The sequence below is a fragment of the Ideonella paludis genome (genome assembly GCF_018069865.1).
GTDB lineage: Bacteria > Pseudomonadota > Gammaproteobacteria > Burkholderiales > Burkholderiaceae_C > Ideonella > Ideonella paludis.
On record NZ_JAGQDG010000004.1, the window covers coordinates 553,288 to 571,176 of the forward strand.

Consider the following 17,889-nt stretch of genomic DNA (forward strand, 5'->3'; position numbering starts at 1 on the left):
GAGAGCACGGGCTAAGGTGCAAAGGAGGAAGCGGCGAGGGTGAATCCTACCGCAGTGCAGCAAACCACCCTGTGGGCAAGGACACACCGGCCCCTCTTTTGGCGCCAGTGGTGTGGCCGGGAAATCCCTGGGCGGCTGGGGCCTCAAGTCATGCGACAACACCGTTCTGTCACCAACATTGGCGACACTGCCGCGGTCAACCGTCTTGGGCGGTGCTACTTTTTACGGAGATTCCATGCAAAAACGTCTTCTCGCCCTGGCGGCCGTGGCCGCAGCCGGCTTGGCCCAGCCCGCCTTTGCCCAAGTGGAGGTGCAATGGTGGCACTCCATGGGCGGCGCCCTGGGGGAATGGGTGAACGACCTGGCCAAGGACTTCAATGCCAGCCAGAAGGACGTCAAGATCGTGCCGACCTTCAAAGGCAGCTATGACGAGTCCATGACCGCCGCGATTGCCGCTTTCCGCGCCGGCAATGCACCGCACATCCTGCAGGTGTTTGAGGTGGGCACCGCCACCATGATGGCCTCCAAGGGCGCCATCAAGCCGGTGGCCGAGGTGATGAAGGAAGCCGGGCAGAAGTTTGACCCCGCTGCCTATGTGCCGGCCGTGGCGGGCTACTACACCGCTCCCAATGGGCAGATGCTGAGCTTCCCCTTCAACAGCTCCACCCCCGTCTTCCACTACAACAAAGACGCCTTCAAGGCCGCCGGCCTGAACCCGAACAAGCCACCCACCACCTGGCCTGAGGTGGCCCTGGCCGCGGCCAAGCTCAAGGCCAGCGGCCACAAGTGCCCGTACACCACGTCCTGGATCAGCTGGACACAACTGGAGAGCTTCTCGGCGTGGCACAACACCCTGTTTGCCACCAAGAACAACGGCTTTGGCGGCTTGGACGCCCGGCTGGCCTTCAACACCCCGCTGCATGTGCGCCACATCGAGAACCTGGGCAATATGGCCAAGCAAGGCCTGTTCGTCTACAAAGGCCGGGGCAATGCCGCTGATGGCACTTTTGTCTCGGGCGAATGCGCCATGATGACGGGCTCCTCGGCGCTCTACGGCAATGTCAAGCGCAATGCCAAGTTTGCAGCCGGCATTGGCACCCTGCCCTACTACCCCGATGTGCCGGGCGCGCCCCAAAACACCGTGATCGGCGGCGCCAGCCTGTGGGTGATGAGCGGCAAGAAGGCCCCCGAGTACAAGGGCGTGGCCGCTTTCTTTGCTTATCTGTCGCAAACCGATGTGGCGGCCAAGAGCCACCAGCGCACCGGCTACCTGCCGGTGACCAAGGCCTCGTTTGAGATGACCGACAAGTCCGGCTTCTACAAAGAGAACCCCGGCACAGATGTCTCGGTGACGCAGATGATCCGCAAGACCACCGACAAGTCGCGCGGCGTGCGCTTGGGCAACTTTGTGCAGATCCGCACCCTCATCGACGAAGAGTTGGAAGGCGTGTGGGCCGGCAAGAAGGGCGCCAAAGAGGCCCTGGATGCCGCCATCACCCGCGGCAACGAGCAACTTGAGCGGTTTGAGAAGACTGCAAAAATGTAAGATTGCTCAAGGGGCTGACCAGTCTCTGAGGCCGTGACCCACGGGGCGCCTAAGGAAAGGCGCCCCGTTGACTTTGAAGCGTATGGAAAAACGAGTCCTGTTCCGCTCGCGCTGGCTGCCCTGGGTGCTGATCGCGCCGCAGATGGCCATCGTGCTGGTGTTCTTCTTTTGGCCTGCGGGCCAGGCCTTGTGGCAAAGCGTGCTGCAGCAAGACGCCTTTGGCACCAGCACCGAGTTTGTCGGCCTAGAGAACTTCAAGCGCCTGTGGGCCGATGCCAGCTACTTGGCCTCCTTCAAAACCACCGCGGTGTTTTCGCTGCTGGTGGCGGTGTGTGGCTTGTCTCTCTCGCTGCTGCTGGCGGTGATGGCCGACCGCGTGGTCAAGGGCGCGCGGCTCTATAAGACCCTGCTGGTCTGGCCCTATGCCGTGGCCCCCGTGGTGGCCGGCGTGCTGTGGATGTTCATGTTTGCGCCAGGCATGGGCGTGGTCAGCCATGCCTTGGGCCTGATGGGCGTGGACTGGAACCACCTGCTCAATAGCGGGCAGGCCATGACGCTGATCGTGCTGGCCGCCGTGTGGAAGCAAATCTCCTACAACTTCCTCTTCTTTCTGGCCGGCTTGCAAGCCATTCCCAAATCGCTGATCGAGGCTGCCGCCATGGACGGCGCCGGGCCTTGGAAGCGCTTTTGGACGGTGCAGTTCCCGCTGCTCTCCCCCACCGCGTTCTTCCTGCTGGTGATCAACATCGTCTACGCGTTTTTCGACACCTTTGCCATTGTGGATGCCGCCACGCAGGGCGGGCCGGGCAAGGACACGGCGATCTTGGTCTACAAGGTTTACTACGACGGCTTCAAGGCCCTAGACATGGGCGGCTCGGCCGCGCAGTCGGTGGTGTTGATGGTCATCGTGGTGGCGCTGACGGTGGTGCAGTTCCGCTTTGTCGAGCGTAAGGTTCAGTATTGAAGGCTGCCCATGATTGAACGTCGCCCCATCGCCACCTTGATGGCGCACCTCGTGCTCATCTTGGGGGTGCTCATCGTCGCCTTTCCCATCTACCTGACCTTTGTGGCCTCGACCCAAACCGCTGAGGTCATTGCGCAGAGCCGCCCGCTGTCACTGATCCCTGGTGGGCATGGGCTTGAGACCTACCAACGCGCGCTGTTTGGCGGCAAGAACGACTTTGGCAGCGAGCTGCCGGCGGCTGCGCCCATGATGCTCACCAGCCTGATCAGCGCCTTGGTCATTGCCGTCGGCAAGATCATCATCTCGCTGCTGTCGGCGTTTGCCATCGTCTACTTCCGCTTTCCGCTGCGCGGCCTGGTGTTCTGGATGATTTTTGTGACGCTGATGCTGCCGGTCGAGGTGCGCATTGGCCCGACCTACGAGGTGGTGTCGCAGTTGGGCATGCTCAACAGCTACGCGGGACTGACGGTGCCGCTCATCGCCTCGGCCACCGCCACCTTTCTCTTCCGGCAGTTCTTTTTGACCGTGCCTGATGAGTTGGTGGAGGCCGCGCGCATCGACGGCGCAGGCCCGCCGCGCTTTTTCAAAGACGTGCTGCTGCCGCTCTCCACCACCAGCATCGCCGCGCTCTTCGTGATCCAGTTCATTTACGGCTGGAACCAATACCTCTGGCCGCTGCTGGTGACCACCAACGAGGGCATGTATCCCGTGGTGATGGGCATCAAGCGCCTGATCGCCGGTGAGTCCTACACCGAGTGGAATGTGGTGATGGCCACGGCCATGTTGGCCATGTTGCCGCCAGCGGCGGTGGTGATCCTGATGCAAAAGTGGTTCGTCAAGGGCCTGGTGGATACCGAGAAATAAGATGGCAAGCATTTCCCTTCGTGCAGTCGAGAAGACTTACGGCCGTGGCGCGGGCGCCAACAAGGTCATCCATGGCGTTAACGCTGAAATCACCGACGGCGAGTTCATCGTCATCGTCGGCCCCTCGGGCTGCGGCAAGAGCACGCTGCTGCGCATGGTGGCGGGCTTGGAGGAAATCACCGGCGGCGAGATCGCGATTGGCCCCCGCGTGGTCAACACCCTGGAGCCTGCCGAGCGCGACATCGCCATGGTGTTTCAGAACTATGCGCTCTACCCGCACATGAGCGTGTACGACAACATGGCCTATGGCCTGAAGATTGCCGGCAAACCCAAGGCTGAGATCGAGCAGCGCGTCCAAAAGGCCGCCAAGATTTTGGAGCTGGGCGCTCTGCTCGACCGCAAGCCGCGCCAGCTCTCTGGCGGCCAGCGCCAGCGTGTGGCCATGGGCCGAGCCATTGTGCGCCAGCCCCAGGTGTTTTTGTTTGACGAGCCGCTCTCTAACCTCGACGCCAAGCTGCGCGCTCAGACCCGGCTGGAGATCCAGAAGCTGCATGCCGAACTGGGCGTGACCAGCCTCTTCGTGACCCACGACCAGGTCGAGGCCATGACCCTGGCCCAACGCATGATCGTGATGAACGGCGGCCGTATGGAGCAGATCGGCACCCCCGAAGAGGTCTATGCCCGCCCAGCCACCACCTTTGTGGCCAGTTTCATCGGCTCACCACCCATGAACCTGCTGCGCGGCAGCGCGTTGCACGAAGCCTTCCAAGTCAACGGCACCCACCTGCCCTTGCCGGCGGCAGCACCGCGCATCGGTGACCTGATCCTGGGCCTGCGGCCCGAGCATGCCCAGATCCAGCCCGCCAGCACCGACGGCACAGGCTGGCCCCTGCAGGTTCACTTGGTAGAGATGCTGGGCGCCGAGCGATTGGTGCATGGCACCATCGGCCACAGCACGGGCGCCAGCAGCACCTTCACCGTGCGCATTGACAGCACCGACCCGGCGCCCAAAGCCGGCGACACCGTGCACCTGCATGCCGCCGCGCACCATGTGCATTGGTTTGACGCCAGCACCCAGCAGCGTGTGGAGGCCAGCGTCTCATGACGAGCTTTAAAGTTGCCCCGGCTGATTGGCCGCTGCCGCTGTGGATCGCCCACCGCGGTGCAGGCAAGCTGGCCCCCGAGAACACGCTGGCGGCCTTTCGCGAAGGCGCCCGATACGGCTACAGCGCCTTTGAGTGCGACGTCAAACTCTCGGCGGACGACGTGCCCTTTTTGCTGCACGACGCCACCTTGGACCGCACCACACCCCAGCGCGGCTTGGCCAAACAGCACGCCTGGCACCACTTGTCGCAGGTCGATGCCGGCGGCTGGCACAGCCGCGCCTATGCGGGCGAGCCCCTGCCCTCGCTGCAGGCGGTTGCTGCTTTCCTGCGCCGCAATGGCTTCGGGCTGGATTTGGAGATCAAGCCGACGCCGGGCGACGAGGCCCACACCGGCCGTCTTGTGGCGCAAGCAGTGGCTCAGCTCTGGGCAGGCGCCACACCCGCCCAAACACCGGTGCTCAGCTCATTCAGGCCCGAAGCCCTGCAGGCCGCTCAAGCCACCGCGCCCCACCTGCCCCGGGCCTTGCTGGTCGACACCCTCTGGGACGGCTGGTGGCCCGCCGCCCAGGCGCTGGACTGCGCAGCCGTGATCACCAACTACGCCTTAATGGATCAGACGCTGATCAAGAAACTCCACACTGCCGGCATGCGAGCCCTGGTCTACACCGTCAACGATGAAGCTGAGGCACAGCGCCTGCTGAAGCTGGGCATTGACGGGATCATCACGGATGCGGTGGACAAGTTTTCGCCGGGATGAGCAGCTCGCTCACGTCGTCGCCTCATCCACCACCTGCGTGCCCGGCACCGTGTCTTGCGGCTTGGGCAGCACTTTGACGCCGCGGATCACCGGCCAGTGCCAGGCCACTGCGCACATCAGCAAGCAAGTGCAGCCGGCAAAGGCCAGTGAGGCGCGCAGGTCCACGTGCTCTCCCAACCAGCCACCGATCAGGGCGCCCGGGCCAGCAGGCAACAGGATGAGCCAGCGCACGGTGCTGGTCATGCGGCCCAGCATGGGCTCGGGCGTCACGGCTTGGCGCAGTGAGATGAAGTTGATGAAGATCAGCACCGCGCCCACGCCGAAGAGCGAGAGCATCAGCCCGAACATCCACACGCCCAGGGTGCCTACTGGCGCCACCGCCAGCAGCAGCCAGCCCAAAGCGGTGATGAACCAGCCCAGGATCAGGCAAGGCCCAGGCCCGATGCGCGCGCTGATGCGGTGGCCCAGCACACTGGCCGACACGGTGCCCACGCCCAAAGCGATGTAAGACAAGCCGATGGCTTGCTCGCTCATATTGAGCGTACGAGTCGCGAAGAGGATTTGCACCACCAGGGCCGCCTGATGGCACATCTGCCACACGCCCACGCAGGTGGCCATGGCGATCAGCAGCGGTTGTTGACGCACAAAGCGCAGGCCTTCCATCAGGTCAGCCCGAAAGCGCCGCCAGCCTTCGCCTTTTGGCACCTCTTTGCGCTGCTCGTGGACCTTCACGCCGCGCAAGATCCACGCCGAGATGGCCAGCATCACTGCGTCCACCAGCAAGGCCACCGGGGCGCCGAGAAAGCGGATCAAAGCGCCGGCAACGCCCGGGCCCGCCACCTCGGCCCCCGAGCTGGCCAGTGCGTTCTTGGCATGAGCCTCGACCAGCCGCTCGCGGGGCACCACTTGTGTCAGCACGATTTGCGCGGCCGAGCCTGCGGTGGTGTGCACCGCGCCAATGGCGAAGCCAACGGCATACAACCAGCCCATATTGAGCCAACCCAGCCACCACGCCAGCGGCACGGTGGCCAGGGCCACACCGAGCAAGGCTTCGCCAAAGATGTAGACGGGCAGCTTGAGCACACGGTCCAGCCACACCCCTGCGGGCAGAGAAAAAAGCACAAAGGGCAGCAGTTCAGCGGCCAGCAACCAGCCCATTTGGGTGGGCGTGGCCTGCAGCAGCACGGCCGCCGTCAGCGGCAGGGCCAGCATGCTGACTTGGCCGCCGAAGGAGCTGATGAGGATGGAAGTCCACAGGCGGCGATAGACCGCGTCTCGCAGTAAGTCGGTGGGCGACAGGGTCAGGGCGGCCCGGGCCTTGGCCCCGAGCGCGACGACGGCCCCATTCAAAACATTCAACACAAGGTTCTCCCTCAACTCGAACTCAAGCCTTGTGGGCTTGGAAAGGGCATGGGCTCCGGTGCGGCGCCTCTGCAAGATGGGCCACGGGGTGAGCGCTGCGGAAGAAGGGGGCCTCTGGTCCTACTTGCCGCCGTGGTGACCGGGGCCTGGACTCAGAAGCAAAACAACAGAGTCAGGGTCCGGATCGCCGGGAGCGAATGCGGGGTACCACACCGGTGCCCGCCATCGCACCACGCGCACACGCCGCCCACAGCGAAAACGCTGGGTGCAGTGCGGTGGGGTGGAAGGGGGTGTTCATGGTGGGTCCAAGAATGTGAGATGTGCGTGGCATCCTAACAGCGGCCCCCCACGGCAGGCAAGCACCAATGGTGGGAGAGCGCGTGTCTCCGTGATAATCCGTGGCATGGATTCCACCGACCCCATGGACCTCTACTTCACCGAACATGTGGTGGGCCCCACCGCCGTGGTGCAGTTGGGGCGTTCGGCCACTGTGCGGCGGCAGCCCAAACGCGGCGTGATGCTGGACATGCTCAAGGACAAGCCCATGCTGGTGGGCATCGCCGCCCAAAGCTTGTTGGCCAAAGACCCCGCCCGGGCCATTGCCGGCAAGCCGGTGTCGCTGCCCGGCCTGCGCAATTGGCGGCGTGCGCTGGTGGTGGGCGGCCTGCTGGCTTGGTCTGCCCTGCTGGTGGTGGCCACTCGCTGGTGGCCTCTCTGAACTCCTCACCTTTCTGGCTGACCCGGGACACATACTTTGGATGCATCGCAGGACACACTGGTCATTGACCCAGTGAAGCTCAACATCGTCAACCGAGTCGCCGCGGGCTCCTCGGTCTCAGGCGAGCAATTGCATTTCAAAGGTGGCTTGCTGCTGCAGGGCTCTTTGAGCGGCCGCGGTGAAGTGGCCGGCCGACTGGTGGTCTGGCCGACCGGCCAGCTCATTGGCAAGTACAAAGTTTTTGGCGATGTTTACCTGCTGGGCCACCTGGGCGGGGTGACGGACGAGATCGATCCGCACACCACCTTGGAGTGCCACGGCACGGTCTATGTCTCCAGCACCGGTGTCTCCACCGGCACCATCATGGCGCATCGACTGCGTATGTATGATGGTGCGACCCTGCAAGGGCCTTTCCGCACCTTGCGCTCCAATCAATCCTTGCCGGTTCTGAACCGGCCTTGAACGGGCACCCAGACGTGAACGATTTGCCCCAAGACTCAGAAGACACCGCAGCCGGTGGCCTTTCAGACGACCACCAACGCACCCAACCTGGCGAGCTGCAAGACGGCCCGCCCAAGGTCGCGCTGGGCCACACCATGCCTGAAGTCGGCCGCGTGCCCGTGTTGGCGCCCTCGCTGCAAGGCTTGGCCTCGCAAGGGGGGGCGCTGCGCCACTCCACACTGGCGCGGGGCATGGAGTTCTCCGGCTCTGCCGTGGTGGTGGGCTCTTTGACGGTGGCCGGTGAGGTCACGGGCCAGCTCAGCTTGCCGGCCCCAGCCAACGGCCATGTCACCGTCACCGAAACCGGTGTGGTGGAAGGCGACATCTCGGCCCGCAATATCTCGGTGCTGGGCCGCACCAACGGCTTGTTGGACGCGCCCGGCGGCAAGGTGTCCTTGCACGGCACGGCCAGCGTGACCGGGCGCATTCGCTATACGCACCTGCAGGTCAATGGCGCCGATCTGAACGCGCAGCTGGAACGAGTGCGCGCGGACGCGGATGGCAGCGCGGGCTGAACGCCCTCCCATCCAACCCCTGGCGGCTGAAGAGCTGCGCCGCGCGGCACTGGCTCGCTCCACCAAGCGAGGCAAGCGCGTGGCCATGCGTCGGCTGGCTTGGCGCTGGACGGTCTGGGGCTTGGGCCGTGCCTGGGAGAAGGCGTGGCCGGTGTGGCTCGCGCTGGCGGCGGTCTTGATTTGGTTCTTCTGGCCCAGCCAAGAAAAGCCTGAACTGAGCAAGCCCGACAGTGCTGCCGTGCGGGCCGCCGCAGCCAGCGTGCTGGGCAAGGCACCGGTGGAAGAGCCTGTAGCCAAGCCCGCACCAGCGCCTAGCGTGGCCGAAGCACCCTCAGCGCCAACCGCCGTGGTGGCCCCTGTGGTCGCTCCGACACCAGCCCCAGTGGCCAGCGCGCCTGCGGCCTCCCCTTTGGATTTCCCGCCCGGCCCCCCTCTGATCTTGCGTTTGGATGACCGTGTCGAAACACCGAGACCACGCCCAACTCGGGCAAAATCAAAACCGCCCCAACCGGCGGAATTCAGCGTCGATAACAGGAGAGACTCCAGTGAGTAACCATGACAACCATCGGCCCCCTGCACGCCTGGTGCCGGCCGAGCAGCTGAACAACATCTCCAGCCTGATCGCCGAAGGCGCAGTCTTTGAGGGCAACTTCAGTTCGCGCGAAGACCTCGGCCTCAAAATTGACGGCGTGCTCAAAGGCAATATCAGCTTTGCCAACGGCGGCACCGTGCACATCGGCCCCACCGGCCTGATCGACAACACCACCATCGAAGCCGATCACATCCTGCTCGAAGGCCAGGTGCGCGGCACGCTGATGGCGCGCAAAACCCTGGAGATCACCGGCACCGCCACCTTGCTGGGCGACGCGCTCTACGACGCGCTGCTGGACATCCACCCGCGCGCCAAGCTGCGCGGCAAGGTCGAGTTCCGGGGCGACCTGGAGCTGCGCACCGCCGAAGGCACCGGCTCACGCTGAAACGCAAACCGCCCCTGAGGGGGCGGCTTGTGGTGGGCGAAGCCCGCTGCAGGCTCAGCTTGGCATCAAGAGCGGTAGTCCGCGTTGATGCGCACGTAGTCGTACGAGAAATCGCAGGTCCACACCGTCGCCTGGGCTGAACCACGGTTCAGGTTCACCCGCACGGTGATCTCGGCCTGCTTCATCACCCGCGCGCCATCTTCCTCGCGGTACTCGGGGCGGCGCCCGCCTCGGGTGACGACATGCACGTCGTCGAGATACAGGTCGATCAGGCCTTGGTCCAGGTCGTCAAAGCCCGCATAGCCTACCGCCGCCAAGATGCGGCCCAGGTTGGGGTCGCTGGCAAAGAAGGCGGTCTTCACCAAGGGTGAGTGGGCCACGGCATAAGCGGCTTGCAGGCACTCGGCCTCGGTCTTGCCGCCTTCAATCTTCACACTGATGAACTTGGTGGCGCCTTCGCCGTCGCGCACGATGGCCTGGGCCAGCTCTGCCGCCACCGCCGACACCGCCGCCTGCAAGGCTTGGCCCTCGGCGCTGTCGAGCGAGCTGATGCGCGCATGCCCGGCTTGGCCTGTGGCCATCAAGATGAAAGAGTCGTTGGTGGACGTGTCGCCATCAATGGTGATGCGGTTGAACGATGCATTGGCAGCGTTTGTCACCAAAGGCTGCAGCAGCTCAGGCGCCAGCACCGCATCCGTGGCCACAAAGCCCAGCATGGTGGCCATGTTGGGGCGGATCATGCCGGCCCCCTTGGAGATGCCGGTGATGGTGACCGTCTTGCCGCCAATCTGCACTTGGCGCGAGGCGGCCTTGGGGCAAGTGTCGGTGGTCATGATGCCCTCGGCGGCCCGCGCCCAATGCGCAGGCGCCAAGTCTGCCAGCGCAGCGGGCAGGCCGGCGGCAATGCGGTCCACCGGCAGGGTTTCCATGATCACGCCGGTGGAAAAGGGCAGCACTTGCGTGGGCTTCAGGCTCATCTGGGTGGCCAAAGCCTCGCAGGTGCTGCGAGCGCGGGCCAGGCCATCGGCGCCGGTGCCGGCATTGGCATTGCCGGTGTTGATGACGATGGCCCGAATGGCTGTGGCGCCCGTCGCCAAGTGCTCCCGGCAGACCTGCACGGGTGCCGCGCAAAAACGGTTGCTTGTGAAGACCCCGGCCACCGCCGTGCCCTCGTCCAACGCCATCACCACCAAGTCTTTGCGGTTGGCCTTGCGCACCCCCGCCTCGGCCACGCCCAGGCGCACGCCTGGCACGGGCAAGAGTTGTTCAGGGGCAGGAGTGGTGTAGTTGACGGGCATGGTGAGCAGCAAATACGCAGCAAGAGTGAAGCGACGATTGTACGAAGCTACACCTGTCTCAACGACTTGGCGTCAAGAGGCCCAAACGACTTCTTGCTGTGCTGATGCTGCACCGGGCCGAAGGCGATGCCAGGCCTGCTGAAGCAGCGTGCGCTCAAGCCCCCAACCAAGGCCAGGCGCTGCCCAGCACCAGCACGCCCACGCCCAACAGCAACACGCGCCGCACCAGGCCCATGCTGCCAGCCTCCAGGCGCTCCAAGGCACCGTCAGCATCGTCGGTTTCGCCAGGGTGCCAAACGGCCATTTCGCTGTGGCCACGCGGCCAGGTGCTGGGGTCTTGGGTATCGATCGTGACTTTCATGTTCTTGTCCTCCACTGCAATGGACCCAACGGGTCAAGCGACGCGTTGCGTCCAGGTAAAAAACTGCTCCCTCATCGGCGCCACCTGCCAGGCTGGCTGGGCCACCTGCCACACCGGCGCTGCGGGTGGGCGAAAGCCACTGAAGCGGCGGGGGGCCGCTCCGTGGCGGGGTTGGTCGGGCACCACCGGCTGAAACCGGCGCAGGCTCTCTAGCGACTTGTTCATCGCCTCGGGGTTGCCCAGGTGCAGTGCGCTGTCGGCGGCGCGTACGGCCTCCGAGATCAAGGCACGGGCAAACGCGCCGGCGGTCCCAATGTCGTCAAAGTCTTGCATCAGACGAATGCAACGCGCTTGTTCGGCGCGGAGTTGTTCAGGCAATGTGGCCATGGTGTTGACATCCTCTCCAGTTTGATCAGGCACTGCGCTTGGCGCACCGTGTTGCTTGGTGTGAAGAGCTGGGGCCAAAGGGCCGTGAACTCGTCACGGATGGCATTGAACCGCTGATCCCCTCGCAACAAAACGCGTGCAAAACTGCCTGAACAACCCTGGTGAGATTCGATCATCAGACGATTCCCTCTGCCCCACAAGAACCTCCCCCCATTCGGGTGTGACGGTAGGCCGACATCCCCCCTCGCACCTCCTCATTTCATAGGAGACCTGTCATCAAAATGACTCAGCAGCTCGGCCAACAGTCTGTGGTTCGGGCCTCGCACCGTCTGTGCGGCTGCTCACCCAAGACACCTCAGCAGGCCCAATAAAAAACCCCATCAGGTATGCCCTGTGGGGTTTTCGTAGGGCTGCTCTGAAAGCTAAAGCACTTTCATGAACAGCGTGTGACAGCGTCGGTGTGTGGATTCCATGCCGGGCCTGGCCCCCGGCGAATCTTGTCGCTGGATTTACTTCGTGAGCTTGGCGGCCTGCTCGCGCACCGTGGCCAGCATTTCTTTGGCCACACGGGTCAGCGGCCAGGGGCGGCGTGGCATGCGGCAGGTGGGCCGGTCTTCACCTTTGGCCACGGGGGCCTGGTACTCCGCTTGATGCACCGGCAACTGCGGGATCTTGCCCACGAAGAAGGCCTTGAACTTGGTCTCGCGGTGGTACTCCTTCAAGAACTCGATCCAGTTATTGCCCTTCAAGAAGTCGATGACCCCGGTCTGGGCCGGCGGCAGCATGATCACTTGGCCGTTGGCATCCTTTTGCGGCTCCCCTTGGGCGTTCAGCAGCGGGAACGGCTGGGGGTCGGTGTCGATGTAGTAGTTGGAGCGCCAGTCCCACTGGCCCTCGCGCAGCGGGTCGGGCAAGAAGATGTTCATGGCCAGGGTTTCTTCGGTGAAGTCCCACTCATACTGGCCCTCGTGCGGTTCGTCGGCCATCCAGGGCATGCCCTTGTCGCCATAGCGCTTGATGTCTTTGAGCAGGCTGGCCAGCATGGCCGCCGCATCTTGCACGGCAGGGTAGCCCGCCATCAGCGGCCCTGCCATTTGCGCGGCCAGGCTGTAGAGGTCGGTCAACTGGTCTGGCGCTTCCAGCTCCATGGGGAATAGGGTGTCGTACTGCTGGGCCTCAAAAATCGCCTTCTGGATGGCCGCCACCGTGCCCGCCCGGTTGGAGCTGCTGGCCATGGCGTCCAGCAACTTGCCGGCCAGCACATGCACGCCTTCTTTGATGTCTGCCATGCGCGACAGCGCCAGCGCCCCGCCCACCGTGGGGTGGCCACCCTTGGCCGCCAGCACCGCATGGTTGGCGTCCGTCAGCCACTGCGCCAGCTCCAGCGGCGTGGCCCGGCCCACATCGGCCAGCTTTTGGAAGGCCAGGGCATAGGCTTGGCCGGCGGTGAAGAAGTTGTAGTTGCAAAACCCCCCCGCCGCCTCGGCATATGGCGCCACCGTGTGCAGCAGCTCCGCCGACATGTTGAAGCAGTTGTCGAAGTAGATGGCCGCCAACTTGGGGCAGCCCTGGTGCTGCGCCGACTTCAGCGCCTGGCCCAGGGTGTGGGTGGGCATGGGCTGGTGGTTGATGGGGGTGAGGGGGTTGCCGCCGGGGATTGTGGGGAAGGCCTCCCAGAGCACGGGGGCACCATCCTCGCCGGACGAAGAAGCTGTCCTGGGTTGGGCACTTTGTGACCCAATGTTCCATTGGCGAACTTGCCCTTGGCACACTGCCTGCCATGTCAGGCGAGTGAGATCCAACTCCGGCAAATACCCTGCACCATGCCCTTCTATACCGAGCACAACCTGAGCTTTGGGATAAGCCTCATGCACCTGCAGCAAAAAATTGCTCAGGGTTCGGTCATTGCGCATGTCCAGCTTCCAAAGACTGCGCAGAGTCATTCCCTCTGGCCCCTCAACGGGGATATGAATCAAGTAACTGTCTGCTCCCGCGCGATCCATAAGAACCATGACCGGTGTACCTGCCTTGGCCACACGGCGCAAGGCGTCCATCAGAGGGTGGTCTTCCAATGCCTTGGTGGTGCCATCAGGAAAACTGCTCAAGGTTTCGTCCGAGCCAAAGGGCACATAGACCGCCAAAACACCGTTTCGGGCTTGGATGAGGGGGGTAGGGGTGATAGACGATTGCATCGGTTACTGCTCCTGTCAAGATGTAGAGGTAACGTATGCTAGATCGCGAACCCTCGCAAGCAAACTCACTGTTTCTTGCTGGTGATCCGGCATACCGAGACGAAAGCCAGACGATTGAACCTACCTAACCTCTGAATCTTTTGAAACTCTTTGTGACCGCAATCAGAAATGCCATCTAGCCATCGTCTGTCACACGCCGCCTGGTCCGTGCTGCTGGATCAAGCGTTGGACGGCTTGCGGCAAGGGGGGGTTCGGCCTTGGCCCGCAAGCCGCTGGCCTCGTTTGAAGCACCATTTGGAGAAGGAGTGGCTAGGGCCAGTCTGGGGTACCTGGGGTGATCAAGTGGCCCCTCACGAGCGCTGGTCGGCAGCCGTGCATTTACTGCTTCAGTGGGCGTGCGGTTTGATACGACCAGATCACCAAGCCGCTTCAGGCCTCGGCCAGATTCCCAGAACCGCATGGGTGGAGCAAACGGCATGGCGGCCATTGCTGGCCATCGCCGCCACCTCAGGCCTAATCTCAGTTCCAGACTTTCCTCGCCACTACAGACGTAGCCCTGGTGAAAGTGCGCTGGACGCTCTGTGTGGCCTCTGGTCGGTCGGAACCAGCACCACTTACCGGTATATCGAGAAGGGCCGCCGCACAGTAGTCGAAGCTCTTGTAATTGCGCAACTCAATGCGCAGCAGCGCTGGACTTTGCGGGAAGTTGCTATGGCAACTCGTGGCCCTGGTGTTTCTGAGGCTTGGCACCAGGAACAGGCGAAATCCCTGCTCCAGTATGACCACGCGATGGACGCGGCGTGGCACTACATTCATGCTCAAAAATGGCACCAATTGGCCGAATTACTGAAGCGCCGATCACTCGAACTGGCCTCACACCCGGAACATAGCGCATTGAGTCAACTGCTCAGGCGCTCAATCACTGACACCTGCAGCAAGGTGGCCGTGACACTCGGAGAAAGCTTCACTTGGAGTTGCATTGGGGACTCCGCAAAGGAGCTGCACTGTTTGCAGCTGGCACTTCGAGCCGCAGAGACTATACGTACACCGGAGAAGCCATTTTGGCTGGGCAAGGCGATGTATGCATTGGGCTATTTTTTTAACGCCCGAGATCCTGATCAAGCCATCAGCCATCTGGAGGCTTCGGCACAGCAGTTCCTTCTCTCATCTCAACAATCGTCCTGCGACGATCTGTGCCAAAGTCAGAATGGGTATGTAGCGGTTTTGGCGACACTGGCATTTGTTCAATTGCGCCGAAGTAGTCCTCAAGGGACCGTGCTGCTACACGCTGCAGATATGGCTGCAGCAGAGTGCAAACACTTGGAAGTAGATGCCGAGGGAATGCTGCTCAAAGCTCAGGCTGAACATGCGCGTTGCAACGATAACATTGAGGACGCTATACGTTATCGTCAGCAAGCGTTGGTGCTATATCAACGCGCGGGAGATCTGAAAGAAGTTGCCGAGTCTCACAACAATCTGGGCCAGCTGTTAGTGGTCGCTGGTCGCATAGACGAGGCAAGAAGATACTGCAATCAAGTTGTTGATATGGCGAAGGTCCTCTCAGTCAGACCAGAGACTTTACTCAGCGCACACGGTGGACTTGCATTGGCAGCGATGACCATTGGTGAACATGAAGTAGCGATCTCCCACCTACATAGAGTCCTGAGAATCAGTGAAGAGGCGGGGCTTTCTAGGCACAGGCTGACCGGACTGATCAATTTGGCTGAAGTTCATTACTTGCGATTTAGATCTCTAGGCGTTGCATATGATGAGCAAGCTGGAGACCTATACACAGAGCAGAGCCGCTCGCTTGCGATTCAGTTGGGACTCCCTCAGCTAGAGAATAGAGCCCAATCCCTGAAACAAGCCACCCTCAACCCCCAAACCGCCGTCCACCACCTCCTCCCCGTCGAAACATCCGCCCACCCCGGCGAGTTCGCCAAGATCGAGGCACTTCGCGCCGAACTGGCACTGCCCCGCCCCCCGACCCAGCGGGCGCGCACGCACATCGCCTTATCTCAGCTCTATTTGCGCATTGCCGCCAAAGAGCGAGACGCAGCGCGGAGCCTGATGCAAACGCATGGCCTCAGTGACTTGGAATCGGAGTTGGAAGCCCTGCAGCAAACCTGGGCGCATGACGGCAACTTGGCCAGCCAGTTGAACCAACGCTGGCGCGAGCAAGTGGGGGATTGGCTGACGGAAGCACAGCGCAAAGCCGTGCTGGCGCGGCTGCTGGAAGAAGGCAGCCTGAGCAAGAGCAGCTATGGCGAGGCCGCCGAAGTCAGCCCCGCCACCGCCAGCAAGCACCTGGGCCTGTTGGCCGACAAAGGCCTGCTGGAACAGCAAGGCCGCGGCCCCGCCACCCGCTATGTGCTGCCTTCGGCAGCAGCCTCATCAGGCGGCGCACCCGCCGCACCGCCGGTGCATTGAGGGCTTAAGCGGGCGTGGTGCGGCGAAGCAGCTAGTCCGTCTGGCCTTAGACGAAGGGAAAGCTTTCCCATTCCAAAGACGGTGGAACCGACACGAAGGGAAACACCTCCCACTGCGGCTGAGCCTCCACCGACTGCACACCCCCTGCCACCTGCTGGAGTTGGCTGAGGTCGAGTTCTTGAGGCTGGGTCATGGTTGGGGTGTTCATGATGAGAGTTCTCCTGTGCGTTGGCTTTGTGGTTGACAGATGACACCTGCATATGTGCTGGCAGGCCCCCTCATTGAACCGTTAAGGCTCTGCGTCAGCCATCCCCTCTGCCACCTCCGTTGGGGGGATGAAGGGGGCGAGGTAGAAACCCTGAGCGCAGGGTAGGCAGGAAGGTCGTCAGTGCCAGGCTCCATGCGCATTGATACACAGCATCGTCAGGAGCTAGACTGTCCCCGTTTTTCGAAAGCAGCGCGCCCGCATTTTTCGCTATGCGGATCACACACTTAGGGAGGTAGCCAGATGAATGATTTTCCTTCGTCCCCCAATATGACCCTCAAGGTCCTATCTGCACTCATGATTTGTGCAGGCGTCGCGGGGTGCGCATCAGTACCACGCAGCGGGGATGAGGCATCTTTGCGCACTTTGAAAAAGCTGGCAGTTGTTTCGGTGCTGGGGCAAAAAGTGGAGCGCACCTATATTGGTTTCACGGTGTTCAACAACGCTTACAGCACAGAAGACTTCACTCCCTTGAAGCTCGATGAGTATTTTGAAGGTTTGATGGCAGGTGCCGTTAGCAGCACCGGCAGAACTGTTCAATCTACTACATGGGATAGGGCCAGCCTCGCGAAGGCTAATGAAGACATGAGGGAGGTGGATGTCAGCAAGATATCTGACGGTATCGCGCTGGTCTGTCGAAACGCTGGTGCAGATGCGGTATTGCTATTGTCTGCATCAACTTCCAGTTACGGGAGCTCCTCAATCCGCTTTACTGGCCTTAGTGTCTGGGCGGGGATCAATCGTCCTGCGTTACTTGACACGCACGGAAGGCTGTCTCTTATTTCTTGCTCCGGTCAGCAGTTGTTGGCAAATCGGATTCTTGGAGAAGGTCAAGGCTCAGATGGAAAGCTGTTTCAAACCTCAGTCCCCTCGCCCGCTAGAGCTCAACTGCAGAAAGGCGATAGCTGGACTTCAGAAGAGAAAGCTCGCATCGCAGCTTCTGTGAAAGAAACAAACACCAAGATATTGCCGGGCTCAACGTTAAAGCTCTTAGGTGAGAAATGATGCTTATTCAAGCACCTTAGCGTCATGAATTGCCTGCGAGCTTCGGCCACGCCGCAAACAAAGCCTGGTCCACCAGTTCGCCATGCACCCCGCGCTCGCGATGGTGCAGCGTGCCCTCGCGCACCATGCCTAAGCTCTGGGCAAAGCGCAGGGCGCGGTGGTTGCTGAGCTCGGAGATGGCCTCCACACGGGCAAAGCCCAGCTCAAAGGCAAAGTCGAGCACGGACAGCACGGCTTCGCGCATCAGGCCTTGGCCTTGCACGGTGGCGTCGCCGACGTAGCCGATTTCGGCGCGGGGGACTTCAAGGTCAAAGCTGTGCAGATCAATCCGGCCGATCAGCGGCGCGTCAGGCGCGTGGCCGGCAAAGACGTGGAAGACGATGTCTTCGCCTGCGTCCACAAAGCCTAAGGCCCGGGCGCAAAAGCGCTGGGCGCGCGCCAGAGTCCAGGGTTGTTGGGCCCAGGCGATATAGCCCAGGGTGGGCAGGTTGCGGTTGACCAGGTCCATCAGGGCCTGGGCGTGCGCTGCGGCTGGGGTGGCCAGACGCAGGCGGGGGGTGAGCAGCTCACGCCGGGCGGCGATGAGCCGGGCGGGCGTGAGTGGATGGTGGGCTGTCGCCAATGGCTATGCCCTGAGCGCC

Annotated in this window: 19 protein-coding genes; 12 read left to right on the forward strand and 7 right to left on the reverse strand. The window is 62.5% G+C overall.

All coding sequences use genetic code 11. The annotated features are described in order from the left end of the window. Positions 1-235: 235 nt before the first annotated feature. From ugpB to ugpQ, 5 genes are all read left to right on the forward strand, one after another. On the forward strand, positions 236-1,546 hold the full coding sequence (gene ugpB / locus KAK11_RS12925; RefSeq protein ID WP_210809544.1) for a sn-glycerol-3-phosphate ABC transporter substrate-binding protein UgpB: 1,311 nt from the start codon (positions 236-238) through the stop codon (positions 1,544-1,546). Positions 1,547-1,628: 82 nt separating this feature from the next. Beyond that, positions 1,629-2,510, forward strand: a complete 882-nt coding sequence (gene ugpA / locus KAK11_RS12930; protein ID WP_210809545.1) for a sn-glycerol-3-phosphate ABC transporter permease UgpA — start codon at positions 1,629-1,631, stop codon at positions 2,508-2,510. A 9-nt stretch (positions 2,511-2,519) separates the two neighbouring features. Further along, positions 2,520-3,374: a sn-glycerol-3-phosphate ABC transporter permease UgpE gene (gene ugpE, locus KAK11_RS12935; protein WP_210809546.1), complete on the forward strand. Its 855-nt coding sequence runs from the start codon at positions 2,520-2,522 to the stop codon at positions 3,372-3,374. Between the two features lies 1 nt (position 3,375). Next, a complete protein-coding gene (locus tag KAK11_RS12940) occupies positions 3,376-4,479 on the forward strand; it encodes a sn-glycerol-3-phosphate import ATP-binding protein UgpC (protein ID WP_210809547.1) in 1,104 nt (367 codons plus the stop codon). Next, on the forward strand, positions 4,476-5,237 hold the full coding sequence (gene ugpQ / locus KAK11_RS12945) for a glycerophosphodiester phosphodiesterase (protein WP_210809548.1): 762 nt from the start codon (positions 4,476-4,478) through the stop codon (positions 5,235-5,237). The genes KAK11_RS12940 and ugpQ overlap by 4 nt, the downstream gene beginning before the upstream one ends. A gap of 9 nt (positions 5,238-5,246) precedes the next feature. Here ugpQ and KAK11_RS12950 read toward each other — a convergent pair whose 3' ends face one another. Continuing rightward, positions 5,247-6,596 carry an MFS transporter gene (locus KAK11_RS12950; protein WP_246498859.1) on the reverse strand — a complete coding sequence of 450 codons (1,350 nt, stop codon included), beginning with the start codon at positions 6,594-6,596 and terminating at the stop codon, positions 5,247-5,249. A gap of 406 nt (positions 6,597-7,002) precedes the next feature. On the opposite strand from KAK11_RS12950, the gene KAK11_RS12955 reads away from it, so the two are divergent. Genes KAK11_RS12955 through KAK11_RS12975 form a run of 5 tightly spaced genes read left to right on the forward strand, consistent with a single transcriptional unit; the run spans position 7,003 to position 9,310 of the window. Beyond that, complete coding sequence (locus tag KAK11_RS12955) at positions 7,003-7,317, forward strand: hypothetical protein (protein WP_210809549.1); 315 nt, start codon at positions 7,003-7,005, stop codon at positions 7,315-7,317. Between the two features lie 36 nt (positions 7,318-7,353). Further along, entirely contained in the window at positions 7,354-7,779 is a 426-nt protein-coding gene (locus KAK11_RS12960) for a bactofilin family protein (protein WP_210809550.1), read from the forward strand. A 14-nt stretch (positions 7,780-7,793) separates the two neighbouring features. Beyond that, positions 7,794-8,333, forward strand: a complete 540-nt coding sequence (locus tag KAK11_RS12965; protein WP_210809551.1) for a bactofilin family protein — start codon at positions 7,794-7,796, stop codon at positions 8,331-8,333. After that, on the forward strand, positions 8,317-8,886 hold the full coding sequence (locus tag KAK11_RS12970) for a hypothetical protein (protein WP_210809552.1): 570 nt from the start codon (positions 8,317-8,319) through the stop codon (positions 8,884-8,886). The genes KAK11_RS12965 and KAK11_RS12970 overlap by 17 nt, the downstream gene beginning before the upstream one ends. After that, a complete protein-coding gene (locus KAK11_RS12975; protein WP_210809553.1) occupies positions 8,879-9,310 on the forward strand; it encodes a bactofilin family protein in 432 nt (143 codons plus the stop codon). The genes KAK11_RS12970 and KAK11_RS12975 overlap by 8 nt, the downstream gene beginning before the upstream one ends. A gap of 65 nt (positions 9,311-9,375) precedes the next feature. On the opposite strand, the gene argJ is transcribed toward KAK11_RS12975, so the two are convergent. The 4 genes from argJ to KAK11_RS12995 form a co-directional block, all read right to left on the reverse strand. After that, on the reverse strand, positions 9,376-10,608 hold the full coding sequence (argJ, locus tag KAK11_RS12980) for a bifunctional glutamate N-acetyltransferase/amino-acid acetyltransferase ArgJ (protein WP_210809554.1): 1,233 nt from the start codon (positions 10,606-10,608) through the stop codon (positions 9,376-9,378). 154 nt (positions 10,609-10,762) lie between these two features. Further along, positions 10,763-10,969, reverse strand: a complete 207-nt coding sequence (locus KAK11_RS12985; RefSeq protein ID WP_210809555.1) for a hypothetical protein — start codon at positions 10,967-10,969, stop codon at positions 10,763-10,765. A gap of 33 nt (positions 10,970-11,002) precedes the next feature. Beyond that, positions 11,003-11,356, reverse strand: coding sequence for a hypothetical protein (locus tag KAK11_RS12990; RefSeq protein ID WP_210809556.1), 354 nt, complete (start codon positions 11,354-11,356; stop codon positions 11,003-11,005). Positions 11,357-11,865: 509 nt separating this feature from the next. Then, on the reverse strand, positions 11,866-13,548 hold the full coding sequence (locus tag KAK11_RS12995; RefSeq protein ID WP_210809557.1) for a hypothetical protein: 1,683 nt from the start codon (positions 13,546-13,548) through the stop codon (positions 11,866-11,868). A 462-nt stretch (positions 13,549-14,010) separates the two neighbouring features. Between KAK11_RS12995 and KAK11_RS13000 the strand changes: the two genes are divergently transcribed. Continuing rightward, on the forward strand, positions 14,011-15,978 hold the full coding sequence (locus KAK11_RS13000) for a tetratricopeptide repeat protein (protein ID WP_210809558.1): 1,968 nt from the start codon (positions 14,011-14,013) through the stop codon (positions 15,976-15,978). Between the two features lie 46 nt (positions 15,979-16,024). Here KAK11_RS13000 and KAK11_RS13005 read toward each other — a convergent pair whose 3' ends face one another. After that, positions 16,025-16,186, reverse strand: coding sequence for a hypothetical protein (locus KAK11_RS13005; protein ID WP_210809559.1), 162 nt, complete (start codon positions 16,184-16,186; stop codon positions 16,025-16,027). A 300-nt stretch (positions 16,187-16,486) separates the two neighbouring features. Here KAK11_RS13005 and KAK11_RS13010 point away from each other — a divergent pair, with 300 nt between their 5' ends. Beyond that, entirely contained in the window at positions 16,487-17,248 is a 762-nt protein-coding gene (locus tag KAK11_RS13010) for a hypothetical protein (protein WP_210809560.1), read from the forward strand. 22 nt (positions 17,249-17,270) lie between these two features. Here the strand turns inward: KAK11_RS13010 and KAK11_RS13015 are convergent, their stop codons facing one another. Beyond that, positions 17,271-17,870: a GNAT family N-acetyltransferase gene (locus tag KAK11_RS13015; protein ID WP_210809561.1), complete on the reverse strand. Its 600-nt coding sequence runs from the start codon at positions 17,868-17,870 to the stop codon at positions 17,271-17,273. Positions 17,871-17,889: the final 19 nt, after the last annotated feature.